This is a genomic window from Burkholderia anthina, assembly GCF_001547525.1.
Classification (GTDB): Bacteria; Pseudomonadota; Gammaproteobacteria; order Burkholderiales; family Burkholderiaceae; genus Burkholderia; species Burkholderia semiarida.
Genome location: NZ_CM003768.1, coordinates 1,368,679 through 1,383,495 on the forward strand (window position 1 = coordinate 1,368,679; position 14,817 = coordinate 1,383,495).

General features: G+C 66.0%; 19 protein-coding genes. All 19 read left to right on the forward strand.

Annotated elements, in window-relative coordinates; all coding sequences use genetic code 11:
* The first annotated feature begins 158 nt into the window (after positions 1-158).
* The 19 genes from WS64_RS06355 (at position 159) to WS64_RS06445 (ending at position 14,812) form a co-directional block, all read left to right on the forward strand.
* Complete coding sequence (locus WS64_RS06355; protein WP_059584259.1) at positions 159-533, forward strand: hypothetical protein; 375 nt, start codon at positions 159-161, stop codon at positions 531-533.
* Positions 530-751 carry a hypothetical protein gene (locus WS64_RS06360; RefSeq protein WP_060966022.1) on the forward strand — a complete coding sequence of 74 codons (222 nt, stop codon included), beginning with the start codon at positions 530-532 and terminating at the stop codon, positions 749-751. The genes WS64_RS06355 and WS64_RS06360 overlap by 4 nt, the downstream gene beginning before the upstream one ends.
* Complete coding sequence (locus tag WS64_RS06365; RefSeq protein ID WP_060966023.1) at positions 745-972, forward strand: hypothetical protein; 228 nt, start codon at positions 745-747, stop codon at positions 970-972. Before WS64_RS06360 ends, WS64_RS06365 begins: the two co-directional genes overlap by 7 nt.
* Entirely contained in the window at positions 969-1,838 is an 870-nt protein-coding gene (locus tag WS64_RS06370) for a hypothetical protein (RefSeq protein ID WP_060966024.1), read from the forward strand. Before WS64_RS06365 ends, WS64_RS06370 begins: the two co-directional genes overlap by 4 nt.
* Positions 1,835-2,983: a DNA-methyltransferase gene (locus WS64_RS06375; RefSeq protein WP_060966025.1), complete on the forward strand. Its 1,149-nt coding sequence runs from the start codon at positions 1,835-1,837 to the stop codon at positions 2,981-2,983. Before WS64_RS06370 ends, WS64_RS06375 begins: the two co-directional genes overlap by 4 nt.
* Entirely contained in the window at positions 2,980-3,954 is a 975-nt protein-coding gene (locus WS64_RS06380; protein WP_208606848.1) for a phosphoadenosine phosphosulfate reductase domain-containing protein, read from the forward strand. The genes WS64_RS06375 and WS64_RS06380 overlap by 4 nt, the downstream gene beginning before the upstream one ends.
* The gene (locus WS64_RS32435; protein ID WP_244166574.1) at positions 3,951-5,054 is read left to right on the forward strand and encodes a DUF1376 domain-containing protein; all 1,104 of its coding nucleotides are present in this window, start codon (positions 3,951-3,953) and stop codon (positions 5,052-5,054) included. The genes WS64_RS06380 and WS64_RS32435 overlap by 4 nt, the downstream gene beginning before the upstream one ends.
* Entirely contained in the window at positions 5,051-5,311 is a 261-nt protein-coding gene (locus tag WS64_RS06390; RefSeq protein WP_060966027.1) for a hypothetical protein, read from the forward strand. The genes WS64_RS32435 and WS64_RS06390 overlap by 4 nt, the downstream gene beginning before the upstream one ends.
* An 11-nt stretch (positions 5,312-5,322) precedes the next feature.
* Complete coding sequence (locus WS64_RS06395) at positions 5,323-5,577, forward strand: hypothetical protein (protein WP_060966028.1); 255 nt, start codon at positions 5,323-5,325, stop codon at positions 5,575-5,577.
* Positions 5,574-6,044: a RusA family crossover junction endodeoxyribonuclease gene (locus tag WS64_RS06400; protein WP_060966900.1), complete on the forward strand. Its 471-nt coding sequence runs from the start codon at positions 5,574-5,576 to the stop codon at positions 6,042-6,044. Before WS64_RS06395 ends, WS64_RS06400 begins: the two co-directional genes overlap by 4 nt.
* Positions 6,045-6,055: 11 nt before the next feature.
* The gene (locus tag WS64_RS06405) at positions 6,056-6,382 is read left to right on the forward strand and encodes a hypothetical protein (protein ID WP_059638726.1); all 327 of its coding nucleotides are present in this window, start codon (positions 6,056-6,058) and stop codon (positions 6,380-6,382) included.
* Positions 6,379-7,038 carry a MalT transcriptional regulator family protein gene (locus WS64_RS06410; protein WP_060966029.1) on the forward strand — a complete coding sequence of 220 codons (660 nt, stop codon included), beginning with the start codon at positions 6,379-6,381 and terminating at the stop codon, positions 7,036-7,038. The genes WS64_RS06405 and WS64_RS06410 overlap by 4 nt, the downstream gene beginning before the upstream one ends.
* Positions 7,039-7,688: 650 nt before the next feature.
* Entirely contained in the window at positions 7,689-8,354 is a 666-nt protein-coding gene (locus WS64_RS06415) for a putative metallopeptidase (protein WP_060966030.1), read from the forward strand.
* A gap of 18 nt (positions 8,355-8,372) precedes the next feature.
* Complete coding sequence (locus WS64_RS06420) at positions 8,373-8,852, forward strand: DUF2280 domain-containing protein (RefSeq protein ID WP_060966031.1); 480 nt, start codon at positions 8,373-8,375, stop codon at positions 8,850-8,852.
* Positions 8,803-10,356, forward strand: coding sequence for a phage terminase large subunit (terL, locus tag WS64_RS06425; protein ID WP_060966032.1), 1,554 nt, complete (start codon positions 8,803-8,805; stop codon positions 10,354-10,356). The genes WS64_RS06420 and terL overlap by 50 nt, the downstream gene beginning before the upstream one ends.
* Positions 10,357-10,376: 20 nt before the next feature.
* Complete coding sequence (locus WS64_RS06430) at positions 10,377-11,843, forward strand: DUF1073 domain-containing protein (protein ID WP_060966033.1); 1,467 nt, start codon at positions 10,377-10,379, stop codon at positions 11,841-11,843.
* Entirely contained in the window at positions 11,840-12,595 is a 756-nt protein-coding gene (locus WS64_RS06435; RefSeq protein WP_060966034.1) for a phage head morphogenesis protein, read from the forward strand. Before WS64_RS06430 ends, WS64_RS06435 begins: the two co-directional genes overlap by 4 nt.
* A gap of 83 nt (positions 12,596-12,678) precedes the next feature.
* On the forward strand, positions 12,679-13,200 hold the full coding sequence (locus WS64_RS06440) for an LPD3 domain-containing protein (protein WP_060966035.1): 522 nt from the start codon (positions 12,679-12,681) through the stop codon (positions 13,198-13,200).
* A 247-nt stretch (positions 13,201-13,447) separates the two neighbouring features.
* Positions 13,448-14,812, forward strand: a complete 1,365-nt coding sequence (locus WS64_RS06445) for a DUF2213 domain-containing protein (RefSeq protein WP_244166575.1) — start codon at positions 13,448-13,450, stop codon at positions 14,810-14,812.
* Positions 14,813-14,817 lie beyond the last annotated feature (5 nt).

Sequence of the window (14,817 nt, forward strand, 5' to 3'; positions counted from 1 at the left end):
GTGTGGTGGTTGAGGAAGGGAAGATCTTCGATTCTCGCATAGCGGTGGTTCGCATCTCTTTTTCGCATTCGGCCAGGTGTTGTCCTGGCCGTTATTTCGCCCCGGCGCCAACTGGGTAAGCAAGTGGGTAATCAACTGGGTAACGATTGATTTTTCGTATGAACCAGCCAGAAATCAGGATGTTTGCGCTGTGGACGCCGGCCGCCACGCTTCCCGAGAGCGAGATCGAGGCTATGACGTTCGAGGAGTGCCTGGCGAAGGCACTCGAGATTGGCGTCACGCGCTTCGATCGAAAGACGCTCGCGAAGAAATCGAAGATCCACTATCCGCATCTCGGTGATCTGATCGCCGGCCGCCGTCCATTTCCCGCGACGAAACTGCACCTGTTCTGCATGTTCAGCGGCTGCGACTACCCGCGGCAATGGCTCGCCATCCAGGAGCGGAAGGCAATCGAGGAATACCGCCGGCTGAGCCAGCAGGCGATCGGCGAGTTCGTCCAGCAGGCTTTCGGCCAGCGGCAGGTGGCGGCATGACGGTCACGATCAGCCGGCGCGACATCGGCAAGGACTTCGTCCGCAAGCTCGGACGGCCCATGACCTACCTCGGCCTCGTCGAGGAAAAGCACCTTTTCATCTTCCGCGATCCCCCGCAGGACTATCTCGCGTTCCGTCCGGACCAGCTCTGGATGCTCGAGCGCGTGCGACCCGAGGCGGCGCCGATCGACAACGCGAAGGAGGGCGGCTCGTGCTGACCGAACTGTTCGAGCGCGCGGCGTTCCGCGCTGGCTGGCGCGCCGCGCGCGCAGGCATCCCATTTCACGAGAACCCGCTGCGCGGCCCGCTCGCGCGCTTCGTGCGGCAGTGGGGGTGCGGCTGGGCGGCGGCGAACGACTGCCCGCGGCCGTACAGGGTTTTCGATTGGGAGGCAGGGATTCGGCCGGAAACCGTTGAACTGGCACTGGAGGCGGCATGACGTGGGCGCACGATGACCTCGCCAAGGATCTCGCCGCGCATCTTCGCGGCGCATCCGATCGCCTCGTATGGACCGACATGCAACTCGGGCCGGCCGGCTCGCCGCGGCCCGACGTCTACACAGTGCCGTGCTCGTTCGCGCGATTCCAGCCTGTCGCCTACGAATGCAAGATCAGTGTCGCCGACTTCCGCCGCGACGTGACGGCGGGGAAGTGGACCTCCTACCTGCGGTTCGCCGCCGGCGTGATCTTCGCTGCGCCGGCCGGGCTGCTGAAGAAAGAGGACATCCCGGCGGGCTGCGGGCTGATCGTGCGCGGCCCGGACGGTTGGCGCTCGCTGAAGGGGCCGACGCTGAAGAACATGGAGAACCTGCCGCGCGACGCGTGGATCAAGCTCATCATCGACGGCATGGCGCGGCTCGCGGACCAAAGCTACGAGCAGCTGCGCGCCGGTCTGTGCAATGAATGGACGCTCGAAAAAAAGCTTCGCGCGCGCCTCGGCGACGTCGTCGCAGATGCTGTCCGGGATCGACTGAACGCGGAGCGCCGACTGAAGGTGGCCACCGAGCGCCTTGAGAACCTGGCCGAAGAGGCGGAAGACGAACGGCGCCTGATCCTCGATCGGGCGAAGCAGCATGCGGAGCGCGATGCGGCGCAGATCGATGGCGCACGCATCGAGCTCGCGCACGCGCTTGGACTGCCGGCGAGTGCAGGAGCGTGGCAGATCGCCAGCGCCTGCAAGCAAGCCGCGCGGCGCGTCTGCCTCGATTCCGAGGTCAAGCGGCTCCGTCAGCAGCTTGAGCGCATTCAGGCTGCGATCGAGTCGGCTGCCGAGCCGCTGCCGCATATCGCACGGGAGGCGGTGTGAACTGGATCGACCACTCCCACCGCGGCGACTGCCGCGACCTGATGCGCGCGATGATCGCCGACGGCGTGCGCGTGCAGACGATCGTGACGTCGCCGCCGTACTGGGGCCTGCGCTCGTACCTTCCCGACGGCCACCCGGACAAGCATCGCGAGATCGGCCAGGAGCCGACGCTGCGCGAATTCATCGACACGCTGGTCGGCGTGTTCGACCTCGCGCGCGAGCTGCTCGCCGACGATGGCACGCTCTGGTTGAACATGGGCGACAGCTATGCCGGATCGCGCAGCGGGCCGGATATTGGTTCCACGCTGCAGGGCACGCGGCGCAACCAGGCTGAGTCGCGGAAGGCTCGTACGAGCATGACGGCGAGCCGGCGACGCGATGACGCGCCGGTACCGCGCTCGGACGTGCGCGTCGACGGCCTGAAGCCGAAGGATCTGGTCGGCCAGCCGTGGCGCTTGGCGTTCGCACTGCAGGACGCCGGCTGGTATCTGCGTCAGGACATCATCTGGCACAAGCCCAACCCCATGCCGGAGAGCGTGCGCGACCGTTGCACGAAGGCGCACGAATACCTGTTCCTGCTCAGCAAGGGCCCGAAATACTACTTCGACCAAGAAGCGATTCTCGAACCGGTCAGCCCGAACACGCATGCGCGCCTGTCGCAAAACGTGCAGGCTCAAATCGGCAGCGAGCGTGCGAACGGCGGAGCGAAGACGAACGGGAATATGAAGGCCGTCGCCCGCGGCGTCGGTTGGGGCCACGGCACCGACGCCGACGAGCGCAGCCGCGGTCGCGTGACGCGTAAGCTGGCCAACGACGGCAGCGGGACGAAGAACAACGGCAGCTTCGACGACGCGATGGCGATCATGCCGACTGAACGTAACCGGCGTTCCGTCTGGACGATCCCGACCCAGTCGTACAGCGGTGCGCACTTCGCGACCTTCCCCGAATCGCTCGTCGAGCCCTGCGTGCTCGCCGGCAGCCGCCCGGGCGACGTCGTGTTCGATCCGTTCTTCGGCAGCGGCACTGTCGGCCAGGTTGCGCAGCGGCTGGGCCGGCGCTTTCTCGGCTGCGAGCTGAACCCCGACTACGAACCGCTGCAGCGCGATCGCCTGCGCCAGCCCGGTCTCGTGCTGGAGGTGTCGTGATGGACCGGCCGACCCTCCACGTCGCTTCGCTGTCGGGCGGGAAGGACAGCACCGCGACGCTGCTCGTCGCGCTCGAGCTGCACGGCCACGAGAATGTCCGTGCCGTATTCGCCGACACCGGCAACGAGCACGAGTCGACGTACGAATACGCGCTCGAATACCTACCGCGCGCGCTGGGAATCGCCGTCGACGTGGTCCGCGCCGACTTCACCGACGAATTTGCCACGAAGCGCGCGAACCTCGCGCGGATCGCCGCCGGCGAGCCGGAATCATCCGTGTACGGCAAGCGCGAGTTCATGTACGCGTGGACGCCCGAGGCGGCCGCTCGCGCGCTAGACCTGCTGCACCCGACCGGGAATCCGTTCCTTGACCTTTGCATGGTGCGTGGTGGCTTCCCGTCCCGGAAGCGGCAGTTCTGCACTGAATACTTGAAGCGGAATCCCTTGACGGAATACGCGCTGGATCAGATCGACGCGGGGTATTTCGTCGAGTCGTGGCAGGGCGTTCGCGCGGACGAGAGCGAGGCGCGCAGGTGGCTTCCGAATTACGAATGGCGCGGTGGTCATTACGCCGTGTTTCGACCGATTCTGCGCTGGAACGTTGCGGACGTATTCGATGCACACGCGGCCGCTGGCATCGCCGCGAATCCGCTGTACCGCGAAGGCATGACGCGCGTCGGGTGCATGCCCTGCATCAACGCAGGGAAGCTCGAATTGCGTGAGATCGCGCGCCGGTTCCCCGAGCACATCGAGCGCATCGCCGCGTGGGAGAGCCTAGTTTCGGAGGTATGTCGACCCTTGAGCCCCGTCTCATTTTTCCACATGGGCACGGCGGGGCATTCGGGCCAAGCCACAACAGTGCATCAGGTCGTCGAGTGGTCGAAAACGACTCGCGGCGGCCGGCAATACGACCTTCTCGCGGACGCCGAGCCGGCGGCCGCATGCGCCTCGGCGTATGGACTTTGCGAATGAATGACGTCCCGAATCCTCTCACCGACGCGACATGTGACTTGCGGACGTTCGCGTTCATGCCGCTCGATGTCGTGCGTCTTCGCGACAGCGACATCGCCGCGCTGTCCACAGCTGAAGAGTTCCGCGCGGCAGTGCTGCTCTGGTGCGCGGCATGGCACCAGGTGCCGGCAGCGTCGCTTCCTGATGATGATCGCGTGCTCGCGCAGTTGGCCGGCTACGGCCGCGTCGTCGCCGAGTGGCGGAAGGTGCGCACCGGCGCGCTGCGTGGCTGGATCAAGTGCGCTGACGGTCGGCTGTATCACCCCGTCGTCGCCGAGAAGGCACGCGACGCTTGGGCCGCGAAGCACGAGCAGCGCTACAAAACCGAGTGCGCGCGCATCAAGAAGCACAACCAGCGACACGGGACAGAGATCGAATTCCCCACGCTCGAAGAGTTCTTGTCCCCCGATTACCACGATCCTGTCCCCAGGGACAAAAAGAAGATGTCCCCGGGGACAAAGGGCAAATGTCCACCGGGACAGACCGAAGTTGTCCCTCAGGACGTCCCTAGGGAAACAGCATCCAAGGGACAGGGAGAGGGAGAAGTAAACCTAAAAGCAAGCGGCGGCGGCACAGCACAGGCAGTAGGGGGCGATGCGCCGATCGCCGCCGCCGCCTTCGTCGAAATCCTTCGCTCGTCGGGCGTCGGCTTCGCCGCCGATGACACGCGGTTGGCGAGCTGGCCCGGGCGCGGCGTGACGGTCGACGACCTGCGTGCGGCGATCGCCACGGGACGCAAGCGCCGTGAGCGCGAGCGCTCCGAGCAGCCGCTGAACCTCGGCCTGCTCGAGCTGATCCTCGGCGACCTGCTCGCCGCGCGCGCCGCGAAGCCGGTGCCTGGGACGTGCTCCGTAGGCGACTGGTGGCGCTCGTGGACCGGCATCGTCGAGCACGGCGGCACGCTCGGCATCGAGCAAGGCCGCGACGAACCTCCGTTCGATTTCAAGCTGCGCGTGTTCGACGCCGCGGGCGACGGCCCGTGGTGGGACGACCACAACCGTGCATTTCGCAACACTGCCGGCCCGGTCGCGGCCGGCGCTTTGATGGGGGAAGGGCGATGAACTGCAAAGTCGGCGACATGGCCGTGATCACGCGTGGCGAAGCCCGCGACCGCATCGTCGAGGTGAAGGCGCCATACGGCGACTACCTGCACCTTGGCTTCTGCTGGTACGTCGAGGCGCCCACGCCGATCCCGGCGACGGACGTTGTCACGTTTCGGCCGTGCGAGCTCAAGACCGGATGGATTCCGGACGCGTGGCTGCGCCCGATCAGCGGCGTGCCGGTGACGAACGACGTGAGCGACGAGGTGACGGCATGAGGGTCTTGGGAATGGATGTGATCGAGTCGCCGCTGTGCGCTGACGTGCCGCGCATGACCGTTTCGCCGCGATTCGCCGAGCTGATGCCCGCCGAGTTCGTGAGCGACTTGAACCGGTGGATGCGCGAGTTCTTCGGCACTTCCGACGTGTCGTACATCGTCGAAGGCCGCACGATCGTCATGAGCCCGCGCGCGGCCGCCGATCTCCGCCGGCAGGCTTCGCAGGCTTCAGTTCGTCCCTGGCATTGGCAAGGGTGGCGGGCATGACGCAGCAGTCGCTCATCACGGCGTCGCCGATCGCGCAGCGCGTCGAGTTCGTCGTTCCCGGCACGCCGGTCGCGAAGGGGCGCCCGAAGTTCGCGCGCCGCGGCGCGCACGTCACGACCTACACGCCCGAGAAGACGGAGCGTTACGAGAACCTCGTGAAGATGGCCGCGCGCGAGGCGATGCGCAGCGCCGCGCCGTACGTCGGTCCGATCCGCCTGATCGTGCACATCGGCCTGCCGATCCCGGCGAGCTGGTCGCTGAAGCGCCAGGGCGAAGCGGCTGCCGGCGCCATCGGCGCGACGAAGAAGCCGGACGCCGACAACGTTGTCAAGGCGTTGAAGGACGGCATGAACGGGGTGGTGTACGTCGACGACGGCCAGGTCGTCGACCTCTGGGTGTCGAAGCGCTACGCGCGCACGCCGGGCGTGCGGATCGAGGCGATCGAGTTGAATTTGAAGTCAGCATAAGGAGCGGGGCCTTGAAAGCAAAAAGCAAACTCACCATCAACGGGCTGATCGGCGCGATGAAGCCCGGCGTCCGGTATTCCGCGCACGACCTCGCACGCCGGGTGAAGCATCCGGTTTCGTCGGTGCGCCAGCTGCTGTCGCTCGACGTCGCGCTCGCGCGGCTCGACTGCCATTCGGAGAGCCGCGGCCGCATGTACTCGCTGGCGGGCACGAGCCGCTCGCCGGGCACGCACGTCGACACGCGCATCCGGCCGGACTTCACGAGTAACCTGTCGGGCTACATGGCCGAGCTCAACACGCGCCAGGCGCTGGCGATGATGACGCGGGGTGGCCGGTGATCGCCATCTTCGAGAACACGCAGCAGGCGCTGCACGTCAGCTTCCTGGTGACGTCGCTGCCGCCGCGGCAGAAGCAGCAGTTCCGCCTGGCGCTGATCCAGATCCTCGAATCGGTCGGGCGCCTCAGCGCGCGCCAGGCTGAATTCCTGGACTACCTGTACGGCAGCTCGTCGGGCACGATCAACTTCGACGGGTTGAGCAGTGACGAAATCCGGGCTCAGTGCGCGATGGTCGTCGGCGCGGTGCGCGATCACCTGCTGAAGCCGGAACGCAACGCGGTGTGGCTTCGCTATGCCTGCGGCATGCCGGCGCGGCCGGCGAGCGCCACGCGCGCGGCAGACCCGGGAATTCCGCCGTCGGCCGAGTGGAAGCGGGCGCTGGTCGAGATGCGGACGTACCTACGGCCGTCGCTGACCGTGACGAACGGCAAGGCGATCATGGCGCTGATCGCCGGCCATTCGCAGGCTCGGCTGCGTCAGGACGGGTTGTCGTATCGGGAAATCTCCGAGGAGACGCACGTCACGGTCCGCACTCTCGAGCGGAACGCGCAGATCATCCGGAAGCGCCTCGTCGAGCTGGAGCACCAGGCTGTGAAGCGGCTGACGCCGCTGTTCGAGCGAAACAACGTGACGATTGCGGAGGCCGTTGAGGCGTAAGGGGTGCAGCGAAAATACCCCTTGCAAATGTGGCGGATGGGGTGTAAATTTTCGCCAAATTGCAGAGTTGCGACCAAAGCCCGCTGAGCCGACAAGCCAGCGGGCTTTTTCGTTGTGGCGTGTCCGCGCTATACTCGGCTCGGCCTTAGCTGCGCCGGCGGGAAAGACGCTGCGAGGCGATCAGCCAGCGCGCCGAAAGGTGCAGACGGGTTTCCGCCGCCCTGCTGGCACCAGACATGTTGAGCCCGCTGAGCGAAAGCCAGCGGGCTTTTTTGCTTTGCTATCTCGACACGGGAAGGTTGTACCAGGTGCTTGCAACGCTTTCTGTTACCAGCACGGCGTACGAAGTCTTAACCCGTGCTGCGGCTGCTTTGACGCTTTCCAGCACACCCTCTCTGGTCCCGGTGCCTTCTCCGTAGTATTCGGCCGGTGGAAGGTCATACCAGACCCCGTCGCTGTCAACGATCGCTCGGCCGAGACCGATTGCGGCCATTTGAGTGTGAAGCTTTTCGTAGTCTTCCCAAGTTGCGTTATGTAGTTCGACGCGCACAACAAATCGAGTCATTGCGTCACCCCGTAGATGTATGCCGGCGGATTGCGGCTGGACAATTCTACGCCGCCGTCCTGACCCACCCGAGCACGCGATAAACATGCCTCGTTCGACGCGAACTGAAGGCGCTCCGGTGGCGCACGCGCCGCGGCCTGCGCCGCCCGACATCCTCTTCGATGATTCGAACTGGATCCGGCGCATCGTGCCGGCCGACGGTGTCGCCGAGTGGGTGAACGACACGCTCCTACGCGGAGGCGCGCCGCTGCACAACACTGACCACGAGCACCTGATCGGCGCCGACGTCGCCTACCTATGGGCAGCCGTCGAGAACGTGCGCCATATGCGCCGCGTCGTCGGCCAGTGCGAAGAGGTGGCGATCCGCTCGGGTGGTTGGCAGCGGGCCCGGCAGGAACAGCAGTACCTCGAATGGTTCGGCCGTGTGCCGGCGTTCCTGATCACGCTCGACGCGCATTACGCGCGCGAGTGCAACGACCTGCAGTGGTGCGCGCTCGTCGAGCACGAGCTGTATCACATTGGCCAGCGTACCGACGAATTCGGCGCGCCGGCTTTCACGAAGGACGGCATGCCGAAGCTCGGCATCCGCAGGCACGACGTCGAGGAGTTCGTTGGCATCGTCCGACGCTACGGCGTGGCCGGCGGCGCGGGCGACACCGCGAAGCTCGTCGACGCCGCCCGCCGCGCGCCCGAGGTCGGCCACGCCGACATCGCGCGCGCCTGCGGCACCTGCATCCTGCGGGCCGCGTAACCCGACCGTTTTCCCGCTATGGCAGCACTTCCCGACGCGATCAAGGTGTTCATCGTGCAGTCGCTGGCGTGCTTCGATACGATCTCGCGCACCGCGAAGGCCGTGCGCGAAGAGTTCGGCGTCGAGGTGTCGCCGCAGCAGTGCGAGCGTTACGACCCGACGAAGCGTGCGGGCGAGACGCTCAGCAAGAAGTACCGCGAGATCTTCGAGCGCACGCGCGCGGAGTTCCTCAACGACACGTCGCGCATCGGCGTGTCGCACCGCGCCGTGCGCCTGCGCGCGCTCGACCGTGCCGTCGCGGAAGCGGAGCGACGCAACAACCTGCCGCTGATGGCGCAGCTGCTCGAGCAGGCTGCGAAGGAATCCGGCGACGCCTACACGAACCGGCGCCGCCTCGAACACACTGGGGAGAACGGCGGCCCGATCGAGAACAGGACGGTCGTCGTCGATGAAAAGCAGGTCGCAGACGCCATCGCCAAACTCGAAGACGAGTATTGACCCCGCCATCGAGCGGGCCGTCCTGAAGGCGAAGTGCGAGCGGGATCACCTGTTTTTCAGCAGGTACTTCTTCAAGCACCGGCAGGCGATCAAGTTCCGCGTCAACTGGCACCACGTGCTGATCGCCGACACGGTGCAGCGCGTGATCGACGGCACGCTGAAGAACGTCGTCATCAACGTGCCGCCGGGCTCGTCGAAGACCGAGCTGGTCGCGATCAACCTGATCGCGCGCGGCCTCGCGCTGAACCCGCGCGCGCGGTTCCTGCACATCAGCTACTCGGACGACCTCGCGCTCCTGAACAGCGAGACGGCACGCGACATCGTCGCATCCGACGAGTATCAGGCGCTCTGGCCGCTGAAGGTGGCTGACGACGCGAAGTCGAAGAAGCGCTGGAACGTGCTGGTCGACGGGAAGAAAGCCGGCGGCGTGTACGCGGTGTCCCTCGGCGGGCAGATCACCGGCTTCCGTGCCGGGCACATGGCCGAGGGCTGGCAGGGCGCGATCATCATCGACGACCCGCTGAAGGTCGAGGACGCGTACAGCAAGACGAACCGCGACAAGGCCAACCGCAAGCTGCAGTCGACCGTGAAGAGCCGAAAGGCGAGTCCGGACACGCCGATCATCGTGATCATGCAGCGGCTCGCCGAGGAAGATCCGACGGGCTTCATCAAGGCGCGCAAGCTGCCCGGCGAGTGGGAGTTCATCGAGATCCCGGCGCTGATCACCGACGAGTACGTCGCGAAGCTGCCGGCGCACATCCGCGACCGCGTCGAGCGCGACGAGCGGGACGAGGATGGCCGGTACAGCTACTGGCCGTACAAGGAACCGCTGCAAGAGCTGATCGCGTCCGAGAAGGCCGACGCGTACGTCTTCAACGGCCAGTACATGCAGCGTCCGTCGCCGCTGGGCGGCGGGATCATCCAGAGCGGCAAGTTCCTGCGCTACGGCGCGCTGCCGCAGTTGCAGTACCGGAAGATCTTCGCCGACACGGCCCAGAAGACCGCCGAGCGAAACGACTACAGCGTGTTCGAGTGCTGGGGTCTCGGGTACGACAACCGTCTGTACCTGATCGACCTGGTGCGCGGGAAGTGGAAGGCGCCCGAGCTGAAGCGCCGCGCGATCGACTTCTGGAACAAGCACGCGGCCATCGGCGCCGACGACCCGGCCGCGCCGGTGCTGCGGCAGATGAAGGTCGAGGACAAGTCCAGCGGTACCGGGCTGATTCAGGACATTCAGGCCGAGGGCGGGATCCCGATCGAGGGCATCGAACGCGTGAAGGACAAGCTGACGCGCGTCATGGACGTCGTCAGCCACATTGACGCTGGCAACGTCGGCGTCCCGCTGGATGCCCCGTGGGTCAGCGACTTCTTGACCGAGTGCGACTCGTTCACGGCTGACGACACGCACATGCACGACGACCAGATCGATCCGATGGTCGACGCAATCAACGACATGCTGGGAGGCGCGAAGGACCTGTCGGTCTGGGAGCGGCTTGCCGGTTGAGCACGACAGGATTTCCCGGAATGTCGAAACGGAAGCAACAGACGCGGCCGCCGCGCGCACCGGCGGCGACGCGCGCCCATCGCACGGTCGACTCGTTCGCCAACTTCGAAGCGCGGCTCGGCTGGGGCGCCGACAACCAGGCGTCGGCAGCGCAGTACACGCTGACGTACCAGAGCCGCAACCGCGTCTGGCTGGAAGCGGCGTATCGCGGATCGTGGATCGTGCGCGCTGCGGTGGATGCGATCCCGGAGGACATGACCCGCAAGGGCATCGAGATGTCCGGGCTCGATCCGACCGACGTGTCGAAGATGGAGACGGCGCTCACGCGCAAGGCTATCTGGGACCAGCTGTGCGACACCGGCAAGTGGGCGCAGCTGTACGGCGGCGCGATCGCGGTGATGCTGATCGACGGCCAGGACATGTCGCAGCCGTTGCGGCGCGAGACCATTGGGAAAGGCCAGTTCAAGGGCCTGCTGGTGCTCGACCGCTGGATGGTTGCGCCGCCGGTCGGTGAAGTCGTGACCGAGTTCGGCCCCGATCTCGGCATGCCGAAGTACTACGACGTGCTGCCGACCGCGATCGGCTTGCCGCAGGGGCGCATTCACCACTCGCGCGTGCTGCGAATGGATGGCGAAGCACTGCCGTTCTACCAGCGCATCAGCGAGAACGGTTGGGGCCTGTCGATTCTCGAGCCGATGTGGGACCGGCTGATCGCGTTCGACAGCGCGACGGTCGGCGCCGGTCAGCTCATCTACAAGGCGCATCTGCGCACGCTGAGCGTCGAGAAGCTGCGCGAAATCATCGCGGCCGGCGGCCCGGCGCTCAACGGCCTGCTGAAGCAGGTCGAGATGATCCGGCACGGGCAGTCGAACGAGGGCATCACCCTCATCGACTCGACCGACAAGTTCGAGGCGCACCAGTACGCGTTCAGTGGCCTGTCTGACGTCATGCTCCAGTTTGCGATGCAGCTCAGCGGCGCGACTGGTATTCCGCTCGATCGCCTGTTCGGCCAGCAGCCGGCCGGGCTGAGCGACACCGGCGAGGGGTCGCGCCTGCTGTATCACGAGAAGGTGCACACGCGGCAGGAGCGTCGGCTGCGCAACCCGCTGCACGGGCTGCTTGACGTGATGTGCCGGTCGGAAATCGGGCAGCCGCTGCCCGAGGACTTCTCATACGAGTTCAACCCGCTGCAGGAGATGTCGGCCGCCGAGAAGGCGGAGATCGGCAACAAGACGGTCGACTCGGTGACGAAGGCCGTAGACGCCGACCTGATTCCGCGCAGCCAGGGCATGCGCGAGCTGAAGGCGTCGTCGCCCGACACCGGCATGTTCGGCGACATCCCCGACGAAGCAATCGAGCAGGCCGAGCGCGACGAGCAGGGCGAGGATCCGCCGGGAATTGATCCAGTGCTTCCGCTCGGCGCGACGCCGGGCGCGGCCGCACGGACGAATGATTCTCTGCTTCGCAGGCTTTTCCGACGTCGATGATCCTCACCCTCGATCGAAAGCGCGAACGGCGCAAGAATCCTGTCCGGCTGAGCGGTGCCGAGCGCCAGTACGGCAGCCAGTTGCGAAAGATCGCTCATCAGGTCGGCGTGCTCGTGAACGGCTTTCCGGCCGATGACTCGTCGTATGCGCCGACGATCGAGGAACTGCTGCGGCGGTACGCCGAGGCGCTCGCGCCGTGGGCCGAGGCGACTGCGGCGCGCATGATCGCCGACCTGAACCAGCGCGACGAGCAGATGTGGATGAAGCAGGCCGCCGACATGTCGCGCGCGCTGCGCAGCGAGATCCGCGGCGCGGCCACCGGCGAGACGATGCGTGCGCTGCTGTCCGAGCAGGTGCGGCTGATCAAGTCCATCCCGCTCGACGCAGCCGAGCGCGTTCACCGGCTCACGCTCGAAGGAATCGTCGACGGCACGCGCGCCGCGGAGATCTCGAAGGCGATTCAGGAGTCGGGGCAGGTCGCGAAGAGCCGGGCCGATACGATCGCGAGAACCGAGGTCAGTCGCACGGCCGCGACGCTCACGGAGGCGCGTGCCATCGACGTCGGCAGCCCGGGCTATTTCTGGCGGACGTCGGGCGACTCGGACGTCCGCGAGGACCATCGCGAACTGGAAGGCAAGTTTTTCACGTGGGACAAGCCGCCGGTCGCGGATAAGCGTTCGGGCGCGCGGGCGCACCCGGGCTGCATCTACAACTGCCGATGCTGGGCGGAAGTGGTTTTGCCGGCGGACTGATGTCGTGAGATTGGACGGGCCGGTCGGCGTCGGCCTCCGCTTTGAGTAGTTGCCGGGCCGAGCCCGCATGACCCGACAGGCCCATGGCAAAGCATCTGCATATCTACTTCCACACGTATGACGCGTCGTGGGAGGAGTCGAAACACCCACGCTCCGCGAACGGTCAGTTCGGATCCGGCGGCGGTGCCGGGACATCGGCAGCCGCACCTACGACGCTGATAGGTGACGAGCTAGGTGACTTCACCAGCATGAAGGAGCTGCGCCAAAAGGCGATCGCCTACGGCAAGCAGTTCGCCGGGAAGAAGTTCAAGAACGTGGCGACGGGCAACCAGATCGAGGTGACGAACGGCGGGATACGGCACACCGTGGCGACCGGCCACGATGAGGTGCTGCGTTCAATTCCTGCCTTGCCGGACCTGCTGACGAGAGCTCGACTCATCGACTCGCAGCCCGATAAGCGCGGCGATCCGAACGTGAAGGCGGTCGAGACGTACTCAGCTCCGCTCAAGCTGGACGGCAAGAGCTATCGGGCGGTGATCACGGTGAAGGTGTTCTACGACGGCCATCGGTACTACAACCAGGGCCTGGTGCGGGAAGGGGAATAGGGCCAGTCGTCGTTTAAATAAGGCACCCCCTGCCTTTCGGCAGTCGGCTCACCTCCGGCGACCGTCCCTGTCCGCATTATAGCCAAGTACTCACGGCATGAGAATTCCTCGCCAAATCATCGACTTACCTCCAAATTCGTTCCAGATGCGAACTATTCGAATTCCAACGGCGGACCACGCCTGTAGCTGCGGGGCGGGTGCCGCCCGCGCTCGCGCGCATACCCGCGACGGCATCACCGCGTCGGGCGTGTACGCGGCCGAGCAGCTCGGCGAGCGGCAGTCGATCACGCCGGAAGGCTTCCTGCTCTGCGAGGCTGTGCCGATCGCGCGCGTCGGCGCGCAGGACTACGCCTATTTCGAGCTGCCCGAGATCGAGGCGAAGGACGGCGTCATCGTCGCCGAGCGCACGGCCGACGTGCTGTTCAGCCCCGAGACGCTCGCCAGCTTCGAGGGTAAGCCGATCACGATCGACCATCCGCCGGACTTCGTGACGCCGGCGAACTACATGTCGGTGGCGCGCGGCACGGTCCGCAACGTGCGGCAAGGCGAAGGCGACCAGGCCGAGCTGATGCTTGCGGACCTGCTGATCACGGACGCCGAGGCGATCCGTCGCGTCCAGAGCAAGGGCGCCGATGCGCTCACGCAGGTCAGCAACGGTTACGACGCCGACTACGAACAGATTGCGCCTGGGCGGGCGCGACAGGTGGTGATCGTGGGCAACCACGTCGCCCTCGTGAAAAGCGCCCGCTGTGGCCCCGTGTGTTCGATCGGGGATAGCAGTTCCAACTTACTCCCGACAGGAGATGCAAGCATGGCAACCAAGAAAGGCTCCAAGTTCGTCGACGCGTTGCGCAAGGCGTTCATGACTCGCGATTCCGAAGCGTTCGAGAAGGTCGCGAGCGAGATGACCGGCGACGAAGGCGGCGAGGGTGGCGACGGCCAACCCCAGATTCACATCCACATGCCCGGCACCGGCGCGGACCCGAAGGCGGCCGTCTCGCCGACCGGCGACGATGGCGCAGGCGGTGGCGAAGGCGACCCGCTGAAGCAGGTGCTCGATGCGATCCAAGCCACCAACGGCAAGATCGATGCGCTCGCCGATCGCGTGACGAAGCTCGAAGGCGGCGGCACCCAGACCGGCGACGCGGACGACGATGACGACGACCTGCTCGGTACCGGTACGACGGACGACGGCTCCGGCGAGGGCGACGACGACAAGACCGGCGCGCGTACCGGAGACAGCGCCGCGCTGCGTGACCAGTTTCAGGACGCGCTCTCGCGCGCCGAGATCCTCGCGCCGGGCGTTCGACTGCCGACGTTCGACGCGAAGGTCGCGCGAAAGAAGACGGTCGACGCCCTCTGCGTGCTGCGCCGCCGCGCGCTGCGCGCCGCGCTGGACAACGAGAACGCCGAACTGGTCAAGTCGGTGGTCGGCGGCGCGAACGTGGCCAGCATGACCTGCGATTCCGTCGCAGCGTTTTTCAACGCAGCGTCGGAGGTCGTGCGCAGCAAGAACTCCGGCGTCACGCAGCGCCGGACGAACGATTCCGCTCAAGCCGAGCGGAAAGACATCAACGCAATCCACGCGGAATTCTGGAAGGTCCGCAAGTAAGGAGC